Genomic DNA, 15793 nt, shown 5'->3' with positions numbered 1-15793 from the left:
CAAAGACGCACCCACGGCGCGCCGACCAATGCTACAGAATGCCTGCCGTTGCGGCACAACCGCTTTGTCAGGCTTTTATTGCAAAGTGTGTTGCTCGATGAATTCCATCGGCTGCAATCCTTCGCGGCTTACCAGTCGATTCAACTCGACACGGGGCAAACGAACGGCCAGCAAACTGATGCCTTCTTCGTCGTGCTCTTCTTTCTGCACCGCACCGAGTTCGAAAAACTGCGCACGCAGTCGGGCGAATCGTTGCGGCAAACGCAGGGTACCGACAAACAAATCACTGCCGAGCAATTCGGCAATGGCTTGTTCAAGCAACTCCAGACCACTGCCATCTCGCGCCGACAGCCAGACCCGCTGGGGCTTGCCGTTTTCGTCGCGCTGTATTTGTGGCTCAACGCCTTCAAGCAAATCGAGTTTGTTATAGACCTCGAGGATCGGCAAGTCCTGGGCACCAATCTCGCCCAGTACCACCATCACCTGCTCGATCTGCAACATGCGATCCGGTTCGGCCGCATCGATCACGTGCAACAACAGATCGGAATTGCTCGACTCTTCGAGGGTAGACCGAAATGCCTCGACCAGCTTGTGCGGCAAGTGACGAATGAAACCCACCGTGTCAGCCAGAACGATCGGCCCCAGGTCGTCAAGCTCCAGACGGCGCAAGGTCGGGTCCAGCGTGGCGAACAATTGGTCCGCCGCGTAGACGTCGGATTTCGTCACGTTGTTGAAGAGTGTGGATTTGCCGGCGTTGGTGTATCCCACCAGAGAAACGGTCGGGATGTCCGCGCGGGAACGGCCACGTCGCGATTGCTCGCGCTGGCTGCGCACTTTTTCCAGTCGACCCTTGATCTGACGCAGGCGAACCCGCAGCAAGCGGCGGTCGGTTTCCAGTTGGGTTTCACCTGGACCGCGCATGCCGATACCGCCGCCCTGACGCTCAAGGTGAGTCCAGCCGCGAACCAGCCGCGTGCTCATGTGGTCAAGCTGAGCCAGTTCAACCTGGAGCTTGCCTTCATGGGTACGGGCGCGCTGGGCGAAAATATCGAGAATCAGACCGGTACGGTCGATCACGCGACACTCGAAAACACGTTCGAGGTTACGTTCCTGACTGGGCGTGAGGATGTGATTGAAAATCACCAGATCGGCTTCTTCAGCCTTGACCAGGTCGCGCAATTCCTCGACCTTGCCGCTGCCGATCAGAAATTTGGCGGTTGGCCGATGACGCGGCACGTTAAAAAACGCAACGGTCTCGGCGCCGGCCGAATTAGCCAATTCCTGAAACTCCTGCGGATCTTCGCGCGCCTCAGGGTCCTGTCCATCCAAGTGAACGAGGATGACTCGCTCACCACCACCGTGGCGCTCAAAGAACAAAGGAGACTCCTATCAGGCGTTACCTGGCTCAGCGTCACCTGCTTCGGATTCGGTTGCGCTAGGCAGACGAATTGGACGAACCGGCACTACTGTCGAGATAGCGTGTTTGTAAACCATCTGGCTTACGGTGTTTTTCAGCAGGATCACGAACTGGTCGAACGACTCGATCGTGCCTTGCAGTTTGATACCGTTGACCAGGTAGATGGAAACCCCAACTTTCTCTTTACGTAAAGTATTCAAGTAAGGGTCTTGTAGCGAATGCCCTTTTGACATGTGCCGCACTCCTTTAAGGATTCAATAATAAAAAATAGGTAATTCAGATGGCTTTGGCCGTCACACCCCCAAGGATAGACGGCAATTGCAAGGACTCAGCTCAATATGGAGATGGTCCCAAGGTATTTCAAGGCGCGCGGCAGATTGTCGCAATCCAGACTGTCCAGCCAGTGTATATCTTCCCAGCTGCGTAGCCAGGTGAACTGGCGTTTGGCCAATTGACGCGTGGCGATGATGCCGCGCTCCTGCATTTCAGCCAACGTCAGCTTGCCATCCAGGTAGTCCCAGACTTGGCGGTAGCCTACCGCACGTATAGACGGCAACCCCGAATGCAGGTCACTTCTTTTACGCAGGGCTACGACCTCGTCGATGAACCCCTGTTCCAACATATTTGTGAATCTTTGTTTAATGCGCTCGTGCAGAACCTGACGATTCGCCGGGGCAATGGCCAAGTTCGCGACAGTATAGGGCAATTGTTGCAGTCCCGAAGCGGCTGCTTCAGTACTTTGCGCAGATTGTTGCTGGCGCAGCTCGGTCATGCTCTGACCGCTGACTCGATAAACTTCCAGCGCGCGACTCAGGCGCTGCGGATCGTTCGGGTGAATCCGCGCCGCGGACACCGGGTCGATGAGCGCCAACTGGTCGTGCAGGGCTTGCCAGCCAAGGCGTGCAGCCTCTTCTTCGATCTGCGCGCGAACCTCGGGGTCGGCCGCTGGCATATCCGCCAGACCTTCGACCAAAGCCTTGTAATAGAGCATCGTACCGCCGACCAGCAGCGGAATTTTTCCGCGTGCGGTGATTTCAGCCATCGCTTGCAGGGCATCGCGACGGAAGTCCGCAGCTGAATAGGCTTCAGCCGGATCGAGAATATCGATCAAACGGTGCGGATACTCGGCCAGCAGTTCTTTCGAAGGCTTGGCCGTGCCAATGTCCATGCCGCGATAGACCAGCGCCGAATCAACGCTGATCAGCTCGCACGGCAGCACCTTGGTCAGCTCGATGGCCAGATCGGTTTTGCCCGCAGCGGTCGGGCCCATCAGGAAAATCGCGGGAGGAAGCTGGCTCATCAACGACCGCGCAAGAACAGTTTGTCCAGATCGTCCAGGCCCAGTTGGGTCCAGGTCGGTCGGCCATGGTTGCATTGACCGCTGCGCTCGGTGTTTTCCATGTCACGCAGCAGGCCGTTCATTTCCGGCAGGGCCAGGCGCCGGTTGGCGCGGATCGCGCCGTGACAGGCCATGGTGCCGAGCAATTCGTTGAGGTGCGCCTGAATCCGGTCGCTGGTGCCGTACTCCATCAGGTCCGACAGCACGTCGCCAACCAGACGGTTGGCTTCGGCCTGCTTCAACAAGGCCGGAATCTGACGAATCGCCAGGGTTTCCGGGCCTAGGCGCTGCAATTCGAAGCCCAGACGCTGGAACCATGCGGCGTGCTCTTCAGCGCAGTCGGCCTCGCGCTGGCTCACCGCCAGAGACTCTGGCACCAACAACGGCTGACCGCTTAGGCCTTCGCTGGCCATGGCGATTTTCAGGCGTTCATACATGATCCGCTCGTGGGCGGCGTGCATGTCCACCAGCACCAGACCTTGAGCGTTCTCGGACAGAATGTAGATGCCTTTGAGCTGCGCCAGCGCGTAACCGAGCGGCGGAATGTCTTCCTGACCGGCCGGCAATGCGTTGGCATTGGCTTCCGGCAGCGGTGCGAAAAACTCTCGATAAGCAGCTTGTGCCTCGGCAGCCGGCGGCATCGCCGATTGCGGGCGTGGCGTGTATTGATACTGGTAAGCCCCGCCAGCGCTGGCACCGGACGAGGTATTGAACGTCGGTTGCGCCTGCGGTTGCTCCAGCAGCGCATTGGCCGCCAGACGCATTTCACCCTGCGGGCCGAACTCACCGGCATCGAGGCCCGTCGGCCGCACGACAGCCGTGGTCACGGAACCGGCAAGCTGATCTTCCGGACGCACGTCGCCCAAAGCGCGGTGCAAGGTGCCATAAAGGAAGTCATGCACCATGCGCCCGTCACGGAAGCGCACTTCGTGTTTGGTCGGGTGCACGTTGACGTCGACTGCCGCCGGATCAACCTCGAAGAACAATGCAAACGTCGGATGGCGACCGTTGAACAGCACGTCGCGATAGGCCTGACGCACCGCGTGGGCCACCAGTTTGTCGCGCACCGCCCGGCCATTCACGAAGAAATACTGCAAATCCGCCTGACTGCGGTTGAAGGTCGGCAAACCGACCCAGCCCCACAGGTGCAAGCCGTTGCGCTCGATCTCGATCGGCAATGCCTGCTCGAGGAAACCCGAACCGCAGATCGCCGCCACACGCCGGGCGCGGGCCGCATCATCGTGGGCCTCGTGCAGGCTGAGGATGGTCTTGCCGTTGTGGCGCAGATGGAAAGCGACGTCGAAACGCGCCAGCGCCAGACGTTTGATCACTTCTTGCAGGTGATCGAATTCGGTTTTTTCGGTCTTGAGGAATTTGCGCCGCGCCGGGGTGTTGAAGAACAGATCGCGAACTTCCACCGAGGTGCCGACCGGATGCGCTGCCGGTTGCACCCGCGGCGCCATGTCGCGTCCTTCGGTTTCGACTTGCCAGGCTTGATCGGCATCGCGAGTACGCGAGGTCAGGGTCAGGCGCGCAACGGAACTGATCGACGCCAGCGCCTCACCACGAAAACCGAGGCTCATCACCTGCTCGAGGTCTTCGAGGTTGCGGATCTTGCTGGTGGCGTGACGGGCCAGCGCCAGCGGCAGATCATCGGCGGAAATACCGCTACCGTCGTCGCGAACCCGCAGCAGCTTGACGCCGCCCTGCTCGACATCGACATCGATGCGCTTGGCCCCAGAATCGAGGCTGTTCTCCAACAGCTCCTTGATCACCGAAGCCGGGCGCTCAACCACCTCACCGGCGGCAATCTGGTTCGCCAGCCGTGGGCTGAGCAGTTCGATGCGGGCAGCCGCGTTCAACACTTCGTTCATTCTTTGGACGCCAGTTCGGTGCCAGGAATGGTCAAGTGCTGACCGACTTTCAGCTCATCGCTTTTCAGGTTGTTGGCAGCGCGCAGCGTGGCCGGCGACACCTGGTAGCGCACGCCGATCATCGCCAGCGTTTCACCCGGGCCGACGCGATGATCGCGCGGGCCTTGGGCGATCTTGCCGGAGTCACGCAGCCAGGCGATGTAAGTGCCCGGTGGCGGGTTCTGCTGGAAGAACTGACGCACACCGCTGCTGATCGAACGCGCCAGCGCTTGCTGGTGGCTCGATGCCGAGAGCTTGTTCGCTTCGTTGGCGTTGGAGATAAACCCGGTTTCGACCAGGATCGACGGGATGTCCGGCGACTTCAGCACCATGAACCCGGCCTGCTCCACGCGCTGTTTGTGCAGCGGTGTGACGCGGCCGATATTGGTCAGCACTTTCTGCCCGACGTTAAGGCTGGAGGTCAGCGAGGCGGTCATCGACAGGTCGAGCAATACGCCGGCGAGCATGCGGTCCTTGTCGTCGAGGCTGACGTTGCCGGCACCACCGATCAAGTCGGAACGGTTTTCGCTGTCGGCCAGCCAACGCGCAGTCTCCGACGTCGCGCCGCGATCAGACAGGGCAAACACCGAGGCGCCGAAGGCTGCGGCGGACGGCGCAGCGTCGGCGTGAATCGAGACGAACAGGTCGGCGCCTTTCTTACGAGCGATTTCAGTACGACCGCGCAGCGGGATGAAGTAGTCGCCGGTACGGGTCAGTTCGGCGCGGAAGCCTTTCATGCCGTTGACCTGACGCTGCAGTTCGCGGGCGATCTGCAGTACCACGTCTTTTTCACGCTGGCCGCGCGAGCCGGACGCACCCGGGTCTTCGCCACCGTGGCCGGCGTCGATCACGACAATAATGTCGCGCTTGCCGGCGGGGGCTGGCGGCAACTTGATTGCAGGTTCAGTCGGGGTTACAGGCACCGCTGGCACGGTCGCCACCTGCGGCGTTGGCGCCGGCGGCGGTGCAGCGTCGGCCGGGTTGTCGAACAGGTCGACCACCAGACGATTGCCGTACTGCGCGTTCGGCGCCAGCGAGAAACTTTTTGGGGTGACGGCTTTCTTCAGGTCGATGACCACGCGCAGATCAGTCGGCGTACGTTGGGCCGAACGCATTGCGGTGATTGGCGTGTTCGCGGTCTGCACATTCAGCGGCGCACCGAGGGTGGCGCCGTTGATGTCGATCACCAGCCGGTCCGGTGAGGTCAGGGTGAAGACGCTGTGCTGCACCGGGCCACTCAGGTCGAAGACCAGTCGCGTGTTGTCCGGCGCCCGCCACAGGCGCACGCTGTTGACCTTTGAATCGGCCACAGCGTTGACGGTTACTGCCATCAACAACAGTCCAGCGGCAGCCACCAACGCGCGAAAGCGCATACCTAACCCCATCATTTAATTGGATTCCAATGCCAAAGCGGCACACCAGGCCTCGCCACGCGAGCCCTGGGATAAAATTTTCAGCGAACGCCCGCTGTCTTGCGGGCTAATGGTAATGGTCAGGTCAGGCTTTGGCAAAAAGCCTGCACCTTTATCGGGCCATTCGATCAGGCACATCGCGTCGTCTTCGAAGTAGTCGCGGATGCCGAGAAACTCCAGTTCTTCCGGATCGACCAGGCGATACAGGTCAAAGTGAAAGGCGCGGATGTCACCGATCTCATAGGGTTCGACCAAGGTGAAGGTCGGACTTTTTACCGCGCCAACATGGCCCAGCCCGCGAATGATGCCCCGCGACAGGGTGGTTTTGCCCATGCCCAGGTTGCCTTCGAGAAAAATCAGGCCATGGCCCTTGGTCACGCGGGCGATCCGTGCGCCAAAGTCGCTCATGGCCTGTTCATCGGCCAGGTACAGGGTTACTTCAGACACGGTGCTTGCTCCTCCAACAACTGACGAATGGCTGGAATCAGATCACTGGCCGCCAGCCCACGGCCGAATTTTCCTTGTTGCTGACCGGCATTGGCGTGCAGCCAGACCGCCAGACATGCCGCATCAAAGCCGGTCATGCCTTGCGCCAGCAGCGCACCGGTCAAACCGGCCAGCACATCACCCAGCCCGGCGGTGGCCATGGCCGGATGGCCCTGATGAGACAACGCCAGACGGCCATCGGGGTGAGCGATCAGGCTGCCGGCACCCTTCAGCACCACCACGGCTGTATATTTTTTGCTCAACGCCAGCGCCGCTGCCGGACGATCCGCCTGCACGTCGGCAGTGCTGATCCCCAGCAAACGCGCCGCTTCGCCGGGATGCGGGGTGATCACGCAATCCTTGGGCAACGCAACGAAACCATTCGCCAGCAGATTCAGCGCATCGGCGTCCCATACCTGCGGCAATGCCGCGTTGGCCGCCGCCGACAACAGTGCGCGCCCCCAGCTGGCCTGCCCCAATCCCGGACCGACCACCAGCACAGAAACTTTCTCCAGCAAGCCCATCAACTGATTGGCCGACGACGTGCCGAGCACCATGGCTTCCGGCACACGGGTCAGCGCCGCCGGCACATGTTCGGGACGAGTCGCCAGCGAAACCATACCCGCGCCGCTGCGCAGTGCCGTTTCGGTGCTGAGCAGAATCGCCCCGCCAAATCCGTGATCGCCACCGATCAGCAGCGCGTGGCCGAAGCGGCCCTTGTGTGACGTCGCTGCACGCGCCGCCAATCTCGGAAGATTAGCTGTGTTGAGCCGTTGGGCGATGACCGGAATGTCACGATAGATGTCGGCGCCGGCCTGCAAATCGTTAAACACCAATTCGCCGATATGATCCGCCGCGTCCCCGGTGAACAAACCGAGTTTCAGCCCGATGAAAGTCACCGTCAGATCGGCCTCTACGGCGGCACCCAGCACGTGCCCAGTGTCAGCACTTAGTCCAGAAGGGATATCGACAGCTGTCACCGGCAAACCGCTGGCGTTGATGGCTTTGATCGCCGACACGTAAGGCTCGCGCACATCCCCGCTCAGCCCCGTGCCAAGCAATGCATCGAGAATGACCCCGCGCAATTCGCTTTCAGCCTGCCAGCCCTGCACCGCAACACCTTCAGCCAACGCCTCGGCATGGGCCAGCGCGGCATCGCCCTGCAAACGCTGCGAATCTCCGACCGCCCATACGCGCACCGACCACCCAGCCCGCTGCGCCATCGCTGCGACCAGATAACCATCACCGGCATTGTTGCCATGCCCGGCCAGCACCGACAGTTCAGTCGCCGCCGGCCATTGCCGCACCAACGCTCGCCACGTCGCATGCGCCGCGCGCTGCATCAATTCGAAGCCCGGCGTGCCGGCGGCAATCAGCCGTGCATCGAGTTCGCGCACCTGTGCGGCGCCATACAGCGCGTCGGGTAATTCATCTTTCGTGTGCGGCATGCGTCTTCGGGCTCCGATGTCTGGCAGAATTATACGCACCTCAGCTCCGGTTTCTCTCGTCTCATGTCCGCCATCACCACAGACCTGCCCGCCCTCGCCCAATCGATCAAGGATTGGGGCCGCGAGCTGGGCTTTCAGCAAGTCGGCATCAGCGGCCTGGATCTGGCCGAGCATGAGCAGCACCTCGCGCGCTGGCTCGAGGCCGGCTATCACGGCGAAATGGACTACATGGGCGCCCATGGCAGCAAACGCTCGCACCCCGAAGAATTGGTGCCGGGCACCTTGCGCGTGGTTTCGCTGCGCATGGACTACCTGCCCGGCGACACGCAAATGGCGCAAATGCTCGCGCAACCGGAAAAAGCCTACGTGTCGCGTTATGCCTTGGGCCGCGATTACCACAAATTGATCCGTAAACGTGTGCAGCAATTGGCCGACAAGATTCAGGCGCAGATCGGCCCGTTCGGTTTTCGCGCGTTTGTCGACAGCGCCCCGGTACTGGAAAAAGCCATCGCTGAACAGGCCGGGCTGGGCTGGATCGGCAAAAACACTCTGGTGCTGAATCGCAAGGCTGGCAGTTACTTCTTTCTCAGCGAATTGTTCGTTGATCTGCCATTGCCGGTGGATGAACCACACAGCAGCGAACATTGCGGGCGCTGCACAGCATGCCTGGATATCTGCCCGACCAATGCCTTCGTCGGCCCGTACGTGCTGGACGCGCGGCGCTGCATTTCCTATCTGACCATCGAACTGAAAAGCGCCATCCCTGAAGACCTGCGTCCGTTGATCGGCAATCGCGTGTTCGGCTGTGATGACTGCCAGATCGTCTGCCCGTGGAACCGCTTCGCCAAGCCCTCCGGGGAAAGCGATTTCAAGCCACGGCACAGCCTCGACAATGCCGAACTGGCGGAGTTGTTTTTGTGGGATGAGGAGAAGTTTTTGAGCAGCACTGAAGGTTCGCCGTTGCGGCGAGCGGGGTATGAGCGTTGGTTGAGGAATCTGGCGGTGGGATTGGGCAATGCGCCCTCAACGATTCCGGTGCTGGAAGCGCTGAAAGCGCGACGGGATTATCCGTCAGAGTTGGTTAAAGAGCATGTGGAGTGGGCGTTGCGTCAGCATGTCCCTGACACACTGTAAAATCCTTTCGATCCACTTTTGCGGTGCGACCAATAGCCTGCACAGTCCGCTGGCCCGAGCATGTTGCCAGCCAATGAGTCAGCCCTCGTCGGAACTCTCCAGCCCACTGTCCACGCCATCGAACACTATATTCTGTTGGGGCACCCAGACATCGCCATCCACTTGAATCAGGACTTTTCTGTCTAAACCGGCGGCATTCATATAGTCAGTGACTCGTTGCAGGGTATCTTCATCCAGCGGATTGTTTCGAAAGTTATAGTTGACTTCCCAAACATCGGGCACGTCGAACAATTCCAGTGGCAAGTTCTTGATTCCATTACTCCCCAAATCTGCGTAGGCGAGACTCTCGATGTCAAACAGCCCTACTGGAACTTCGGTCAGCCCTGTATTCGAAAGATAGAGACTGTCCAGGCGCCGCATGAAACTGATATCAGGCGCGAGGCCAAGCGGGTTGTCGCTTAAATCCAGAAGCGTCAAGTTTTCAATATGGGCGAGGCCTTCGACGGTTGCTTCGGAGAGTCGAATGTCGCAGTTGTCCAGTGTTAATGTCGCCAGTTCTCTCATTTGAAAAATTTCAACGGGAAACGTTTTCAGCGCAAAACCCGAGAGGATCAGATACCGCACGCCCGGAAAAGCTTCGAGAAAAGCGCTGCCACTCAGTGGCGAAGTGCTGGAGAGACTCAGTTCACGGACATGACTGAAGTCAGCCGATAAACGCGGCAGGCTTCCCAGCATATCCAGATCGTAATCCAGCGTTGACGGGGTGTAAGGGTTTACGGTTGTTGCCTTGCGAGACCAATTGGCTTGTAACTCCAGTGCGAAAAACTCTCTGTGGGCTCGCTGAGACTCAATCTCGGTCTTTGTCAGCGACAGCCCCGTGACAGGGTGGAGAGGCGGCACTTCTGCCACCCACGCTCCAAGGTCTTCCACCAGTGTGGAGAATTCCTTCTCCAGGCCAGCCACCGCCAGCAACGGATCGCCGCTAAATCGCTCGCTAAGCATGGTTGATCGGGCCTCCTCGGTCATGGTCGGGTACAGCTCGGCCAGACGCTCGTCTATCGTGGAAATCGCCCCCTGCTGAAATTCCCCCTCACCGGACAACTCCCTGGCTCGCTCCACTGCTACCTGCCCGGGCAAGTCATCGTTGTCCGCCGGACGCCAGAACTTGCCCTCGGCATCCAGCTTCATCAGCGGGCCGGAGGCATTGAGTTCTCTGAGGACCGTGGCACGGTACAGACCGCTTTCGGCATCTTTGACCACTTGCACGAAATAGTCATCGGCAACGGCGACATACTGACGCTGCTTGCATAGCCGAATGCCCAACGCGTCGGCCTCACCGAGATTGTTCCAGGCACGTACCCAGTAGTCCCGGAACGCAGGTGCCGAAGCAGCCATCGCAACTCCCATGTAGGAAGTCATCGGGGTCACGCTGACCGACTGCGCTACTGCTTCAGTCGCCGACATGAGAAGAGGAGATTGCGCTACCTGATGCGGGACATTCGACTGGTGGGGCGGGCTGGTACGTAGCTGACGATGGCCCCCCCCAGCGCTGGAGTCGTTATTTTTTCCGAGGGAAGGTTTGATCTTTGGTGGTTTGCCAGACATAAACTCTCATCCTTGATTTGATTGCACTGCTCCAGCAGCTCTGCACAAGCAACGCCGGACATCTACACAAGTCATCCCTCTGGATAACTTGCCGATTGAAAGGAGCAGTCTATCGGGATGATTGCTGCGTGAAGATATACATAGATCTTCACGCAGCCCCGTTTTACTCAAGTGCAGAACCGAGCTAAATTCGGCAAATCACACTGTTCGCGTATTTGCGTCAAATTCCTTTACAGACCTTTCAACTTCCTTTCACCGTGTGCCCAAACGCATGCGCCGTCACCGTCCGAGTATCTCTGTTCGCAAAAAATATAAAACGGTGGGCAGCACTTAGCTTGATTTCGGTTTGCCCCGTCCCGTTGAAGAAAGCAGGGTCTTTAAGCTCTTTGGCATTGGCGCTGCGGAACGGGATTAGCTCTCTATATTTAGTATGAGTTCCCAACATGCTAGCCGCGTTGGTTGGCGTCTTCCCCTGGTCGACGATCTCGGTCAGGAATGTTTTGGCCTTTCCTATTTCACGTTCATCTAATTTGCTAAAACCCTTAATGACACTCAAGTCGGCTTGCCCATCCACCTTCACGCCGTCAATCTCGAAAGTCCAAGGTTCTGAAGCAGCTCGCTGAGGGATTTTTTTGCCCCCGGGCTTGGTGAAGATAGCGAATTCCTTTTCAACGATTTTGACTGGCGGCTCGTCCGCAACCGTGGCGATGTAAGCACGGGCTCTACTGGTCTGTGCCAAGGCCTTCTGGACCGCAAGCGCTCCCGCTGCTATCGAAGCGATTCCAAGACCAAGACTCACCCATCCAAGTATCGCTCCTGCCTGGGATTGTGAGTCGTAGGCATTTGCCACCTCACTGCCGATACCGGCAGCTCCCGATGCGACACCCAACCCCATGGCGAACAGGCCCAGTGGCGTGGCAGCCCCCATGGTCACAATACTCAATACAATCCCGATGAACCCCAATGCGATCCCGGCAATCGACTGCCAGGAAACATGGCCCGTTGGGTCAACCCTATTGATCGGGTCGCCCAGGCAGTAAGCGTACGCATTCAAACCACCCGCACGGAACGGACTCATGCTGTCGGGACTGGTGAAACGCATCAGCGTAGGGCTGTAGGCTCGGTAGCCGTTACCCAACAGATACAAGCCTGTGACCACATCGAGTTGCTCGCCATTGAAACCGGCCAGACTGAACAGACCACCGTCGACAGGACGATGCCCGTAGGGACTGTAGGTGCTGTCGACCCATTGCTCGCCATGCAAACGGTTCAACACGCTGCTCTGTTGATCAGTGCCAAAAATCCGGCTCCCCGCATCGGTCCCAAGCTGTTGATCCCCTAATATCAAGCCGTCATGGCGCACGACACTGCACGAGTCATTGCCACGGACCTCGCTACTGACTCTGGCGTTGTGGTAGTAGCGCTGCACATCCAGCATTCGCGGTTGCGACAACTCGACGAGCCGATCAAAGCCGTCGTAATGGTAACCACGCACCACTTCCCCTCGCGCATTGGTCACCTGCACCAAACGTCCAAAAGCGTCATATGTCAGGGCGCGTGCCTGATCATCCTTGATCATCCGACCGTCGGCGTCGTACTCCAGAACGATCGACGCCGGATAGTCGGCATGGGAGTGTGAGACGCCGATGAGCTGCGCCGGGTCAAGCGTGCTGAAACTGAAGGTGGTTACATTGACCCCCTGAGGAAACGTGGTTTGTAGCGTAAGAATGTTATCCAGAGCGTCGAAGGTAAAGATCTGCTGAACAATTTCCTTTCCGTACGGATCTCGCGGTCGCTGGCTGCCGCCGCAATCGTACTGAACCAGTCGCCCGCGCACGTCGTAAGTAAATTGCTCATCGCGCAACACGGCAGCGCCACGCGTCAACACCTTGCGCGCCAGTTTGCCGGTCATGTTGTAGCTGGAGGTCAGCGTCTGAGTGGGCAGCCCATTGACTTCGAAACTGCGGTTGGCTTCGCGCCCGATATCGTCATAAGTCAGACGCGTCTTCATTAGTCGCTTGGAGGAGGTATCGCGAGTTTCAATCGTTTGCAGCAAACCACGCTTGTCATAGGCGTAATTAGCCTGCACCGCACCTTGCTTGAACGTAGTTCTGCGCCCCCACTTGTCGTAACTGGTGTGGTGCTTTACACCCAGCACGTCCGTGTACGTCAGGGGTAGACCGGCAAATGAGTAAGTATGGGAAACGGTACGGCGCTGTTCGCCATATCGAGTGGTTTCCGATTTCAGACGTCCGGAGGGAAAGTACTCGAAATGACTCTCGCGATCTTCTTCGATACAGCTTTTGGTTCTTCCGCTCAGGGCTTCGTAGGTGAACCGCGTGCTCAACCCATCTTTGCCCTCCGCGGTCACGGCTTTGCGCTCAGTCAACACCCCCCCCAGTTCAGGCGCATGAACGAACTCGATTTTCTGACCCGTGGCGTCGGTGGTGAACTTGGGCAGACTGCGACCAGCCTCGAAACTGGCAACCGATTTACGCCCCCCCACTGAAATCTCCGTCACACGGTTCAAAGCATCGAAACTCTGTTGCCCCAATGACAAACCGGCCACTTTGATTTCCACTGGTAACTCATCGCAGCTATGGGCGGCAAACGTGGTTTCCACGGCATGCCCGTCCGGGAGAACACTGCGAACCATCCGGGAGAACACGTCATATTCGTAGCGGGTCTTGTTACCTGCCGGATCGGTCTGGCTCAGGGTTCGGCCCAACCCATCGTATTCAAAAACGGTTTTACCCAGGCTCTGATCCTTGAGATCGAATACCTCGATGCTGTCCGGCTTGCCGAAGTCATTGATGATCGTCACGGTCTTGCCAAAACCGTGCTGCCAGGCCTTCTGCTGCCGGCCCACCGGATCAAACTCGATATGTTCGATTCGACCGTCGCCATGACGGGTTTCCCTGACATTCCCCCAGTCATCGTAAAGCGATTGGGTTTTAACCGGTCGTGCAACGCCTTCCCACCAATCCGAGTGGGTTTGCTCCACCAACCGCCCGACCTGATCATGGACAGCGGCAAAGACTGTACGCATTGGACTTCCCCCCGAATGATCCGGGTTGTCGCGGTCCTTTTCCTGAATGCCGATCACCCGCCCCAGCGCGTCATAGCTGACATCCTGCCTGCCGCCCGAGGAATCCGTCATGACCACCATCGCCGGCTCGGTAGCGCTTGCAGCGTGATAAACCCAATGGATCGATGACGCGTTGGTCGCACCCGGGGACATGGTCTTGCGCAACTGCCGGCCGATTTTGTCGTATTCATACTCGACAACCTGGCCATCTGCGTCACGCTCGGACAAGATCAGCGCATTGAGTGTCGACAGCGCTTGTTCGGTCGTCGCGCTCGTACCGTCAAAACCCTGGAAGATTTTCTTCAGCACAAGCGTGTTGTCGTCAAGCACATAGGAATACTCGACACCCGACGTCTTGCTATCACGCGAGACACTTCGCTGCTGCAATACACCATGCTGGAACGAGTCGCCGGGGGTATTCACATAGGCCAGGCTAGCAGTCGAAAGCAGCACTTCACGGTCTGCCACACACTCGAACAGTTGTTCCTCGACGGGCACCACGTTTGCCAACGTCGAACCTTCAACACCCGGCTGCAACGCATAGCGAAAGCGTTTAACGGTGGACGCTCCACCACCGGAAGCCGGGATCACAGTCTGCTGTTTAAGGAATCGGACAAAGCCTATGGGGTCTGCGGGGCAGTCCGGGGTTTCGAAGGAGGGAAAGTATTCAAACAGCGTCGTCACGCCATCGATTCCGACCTGTTTACGCGGATTACCGGCGACATCGAACTCAGTGGTCGATGTCTCGGAACGGATCTTCTTGGTTAATCGGTCCTCGTAGCTACGAGTGTGCGTCTTGGGCATCCGGAATTGAGCCGGCTGCTGGGCGAGTGTTTTTTTTTCATCACCGTGATATTCGGTGGCAACTGTCACTACCGCATCACCACAAGTGGTGACTTCAGAAACCAACAGGTGGAACTTGTTGTAGGTGCGTTTGACCTGGGTATGAACTTTCTCACCCATCATCAGACGCTCGACACTGCTGTACCGGTAAACGCTGGTCGCCCGGTAAAGCGGGTCGCCGTCATCCGAAGGATCCGCCGCTACGCCGTGCCCTAGAAAGTTCCAGTCCGAATAGGTGTAAGCCTTGACGACCTTGGGCTGCCCTTGCTTTGGGTAAATATCGTGAGCAATCACGTAAGGCAGACTCTGAACCCCCTGCAAAGTGGGCAACAGATGACCGACTTCCTTGTAGCGGATATTTTCCACGGCCCCGAGCGGCGAAACCACTCGCTTCAAATAACCGGTGCCATTGATGTCCTCGTACTGCAGATCCCAGCCCCTGCCGACAGGCAAGCTAATGGTGCTGACCCGATCATTCTTGAGCTTGAGGGTAAATCCGGCGCTGGCTGGCGTATCGGGATCGCGAGTCAACGTGACGCGGCCACGCGTGCTGCCAACTTTCAACAAAGTCCTTTTGTCGTCCGCGATTTCAATAAGCATCGGCTGCTCATTGAACAACGCGTATTTCAGGCTGATGCTCACGCCGTTTGCTGCGAAGATTCGAATGGGTACGGCAATCTGTGTAGCACCGAAGACCTTTAGCTCTTCGCGCCGGCCATCCTTGTAACGTACTTCGTAATGTCCGTCGCCGTGCTTCAGCACCTTGGCGCTCTCCAGCTTCATTTCTTTAAAATGAAGCGCATTTCGCGATTCAACTGCCCGATAGGTTTCACCGGTGAATAGCGCCATGACTTTGTCACGAACGTCATAACGCGTCAGGGTCAGCGACCAACCAAGGCCATAACCTGTGTTGCGCAAATTCAACGGATTGAAGTTCAGCGCAAGATTAAACGAGGGACCATTCAGATCTGCGGAACGAATGGCACCCAGGGATAAAGAGCAGGTATATATGCCTGTTCGAGGATCAACGCCACCGCTCACAAATTCGCTAAAATTAAATGCATTCGAATGCACGGACTCTGGAGACTGACTACTCATAAACAACTTC

General features: G+C 58.3%; 10 protein-coding genes. 1 reads left to right on the top strand and 9 read right to left on the bottom strand.

The features are described from left to right. Positions 1–75 precede the first annotated feature (75 nt). The 7 genes from hflX to M5G26_RS16550 form a co-directional block, all read right to left on the bottom strand. Positions 76–1377, bottom strand: a complete 1302-nt coding sequence (gene hflX / locus M5G26_RS16580) for a ribosome rescue GTPase HflX (protein WP_186612912.1) — start codon at positions 1375–1377, stop codon at positions 76–78. Positions 1378–1389: 12 nt separating this feature from the next. Next, on the bottom strand, positions 1390–1650 hold the full coding sequence (gene hfq / locus M5G26_RS16575; RefSeq protein ID WP_007902656.1) for an RNA chaperone Hfq: 261 nt from the start codon (positions 1648–1650) through the stop codon (positions 1390–1392). A 95-nt stretch (positions 1651–1745) separates the two neighbouring features. Further along, positions 1746–2717 carry a tRNA (adenosine(37)-N6)-dimethylallyltransferase MiaA gene (gene miaA / locus M5G26_RS16570; RefSeq protein WP_134175849.1) on the bottom strand — a complete coding sequence of 324 codons (972 nt, stop codon included), beginning with the start codon at positions 2715–2717 and terminating at the stop codon, positions 1746–1748. Then, positions 2717–4618 carry a DNA mismatch repair endonuclease MutL gene (mutL, locus tag M5G26_RS16565; protein WP_273916057.1) on the bottom strand — a complete coding sequence of 634 codons (1902 nt, stop codon included), beginning with the start codon at positions 4616–4618 and terminating at the stop codon, positions 2717–2719. Before mutL ends, miaA begins: the two co-directional genes overlap by 1 nt. Positions 4619–4626: 8 nt before the next feature. Beyond that, positions 4627–6000: an N-acetylmuramoyl-L-alanine amidase gene (locus M5G26_RS16560; protein ID WP_401044867.1), complete on the bottom strand. Its 1374-nt coding sequence runs from the start codon at positions 5998–6000 to the stop codon at positions 4627–4629. Positions 6001–6057: 57 nt separating this feature from the next. Next, the gene (gene tsaE, locus M5G26_RS16555) at positions 6058–6528 is read right to left on the bottom strand and encodes a tRNA (adenosine(37)-N6)-threonylcarbamoyltransferase complex ATPase subunit type 1 TsaE (protein WP_273915978.1); all 471 of its coding nucleotides are present in this window, start codon (positions 6526–6528) and stop codon (positions 6058–6060) included. Further along, positions 6516–8015, bottom strand: a complete 1500-nt coding sequence (locus M5G26_RS16550; protein ID WP_273915977.1) for an NAD(P)H-hydrate dehydratase — start codon at positions 8013–8015, stop codon at positions 6516–6518. The genes tsaE and M5G26_RS16550 overlap by 13 nt, the downstream gene beginning before the upstream one ends. Before the next feature lie 63 nt (positions 8016–8078). Here M5G26_RS16550 and queG point away from each other — a divergent pair, with 63 nt between their 5' ends. After that, positions 8079–9149: a tRNA epoxyqueuosine(34) reductase QueG gene (queG, locus tag M5G26_RS16545; RefSeq protein ID WP_150693026.1), complete on the top strand. Its 1071-nt coding sequence runs from the start codon at positions 8079–8081 to the stop codon at positions 9147–9149. A 78-nt stretch (positions 9150–9227) separates the two neighbouring features. Here queG and M5G26_RS16540 read toward each other — a convergent pair whose 3' ends face one another. Both M5G26_RS16540 and M5G26_RS16535 read right to left on the bottom strand, forming a co-directional pair. Further along, positions 9228–10754 (bottom strand): leucine-rich repeat domain-containing protein, encoded by a 1527-nt coding sequence (locus M5G26_RS16540; RefSeq protein ID WP_150693025.1) that lies wholly within the window; start codon positions 10752–10754, stop codon positions 9228–9230. 241 nt (positions 10755–10995) lie between these two features. After that, on the bottom strand, positions 10996–15783 hold the full coding sequence (locus M5G26_RS16535; protein ID WP_273915976.1) for an RHS repeat-associated core domain-containing protein: 4788 nt from the start codon (positions 15781–15783) through the stop codon (positions 10996–10998). Positions 15784–15793: the final 10 nt, after the last annotated feature.

It is taken from the genome of Pseudomonas sp. TNT2022 ID642, from assembly GCF_028656995.1.
Lineage (GTDB): Bacteria > Pseudomonadota > Gammaproteobacteria > Pseudomonadales > Pseudomonadaceae > Aquipseudomonas.
Note: the sequence above shows the minus strand (reverse complement) of the source record. Positions and strands in the feature narration are given on the sequence as shown.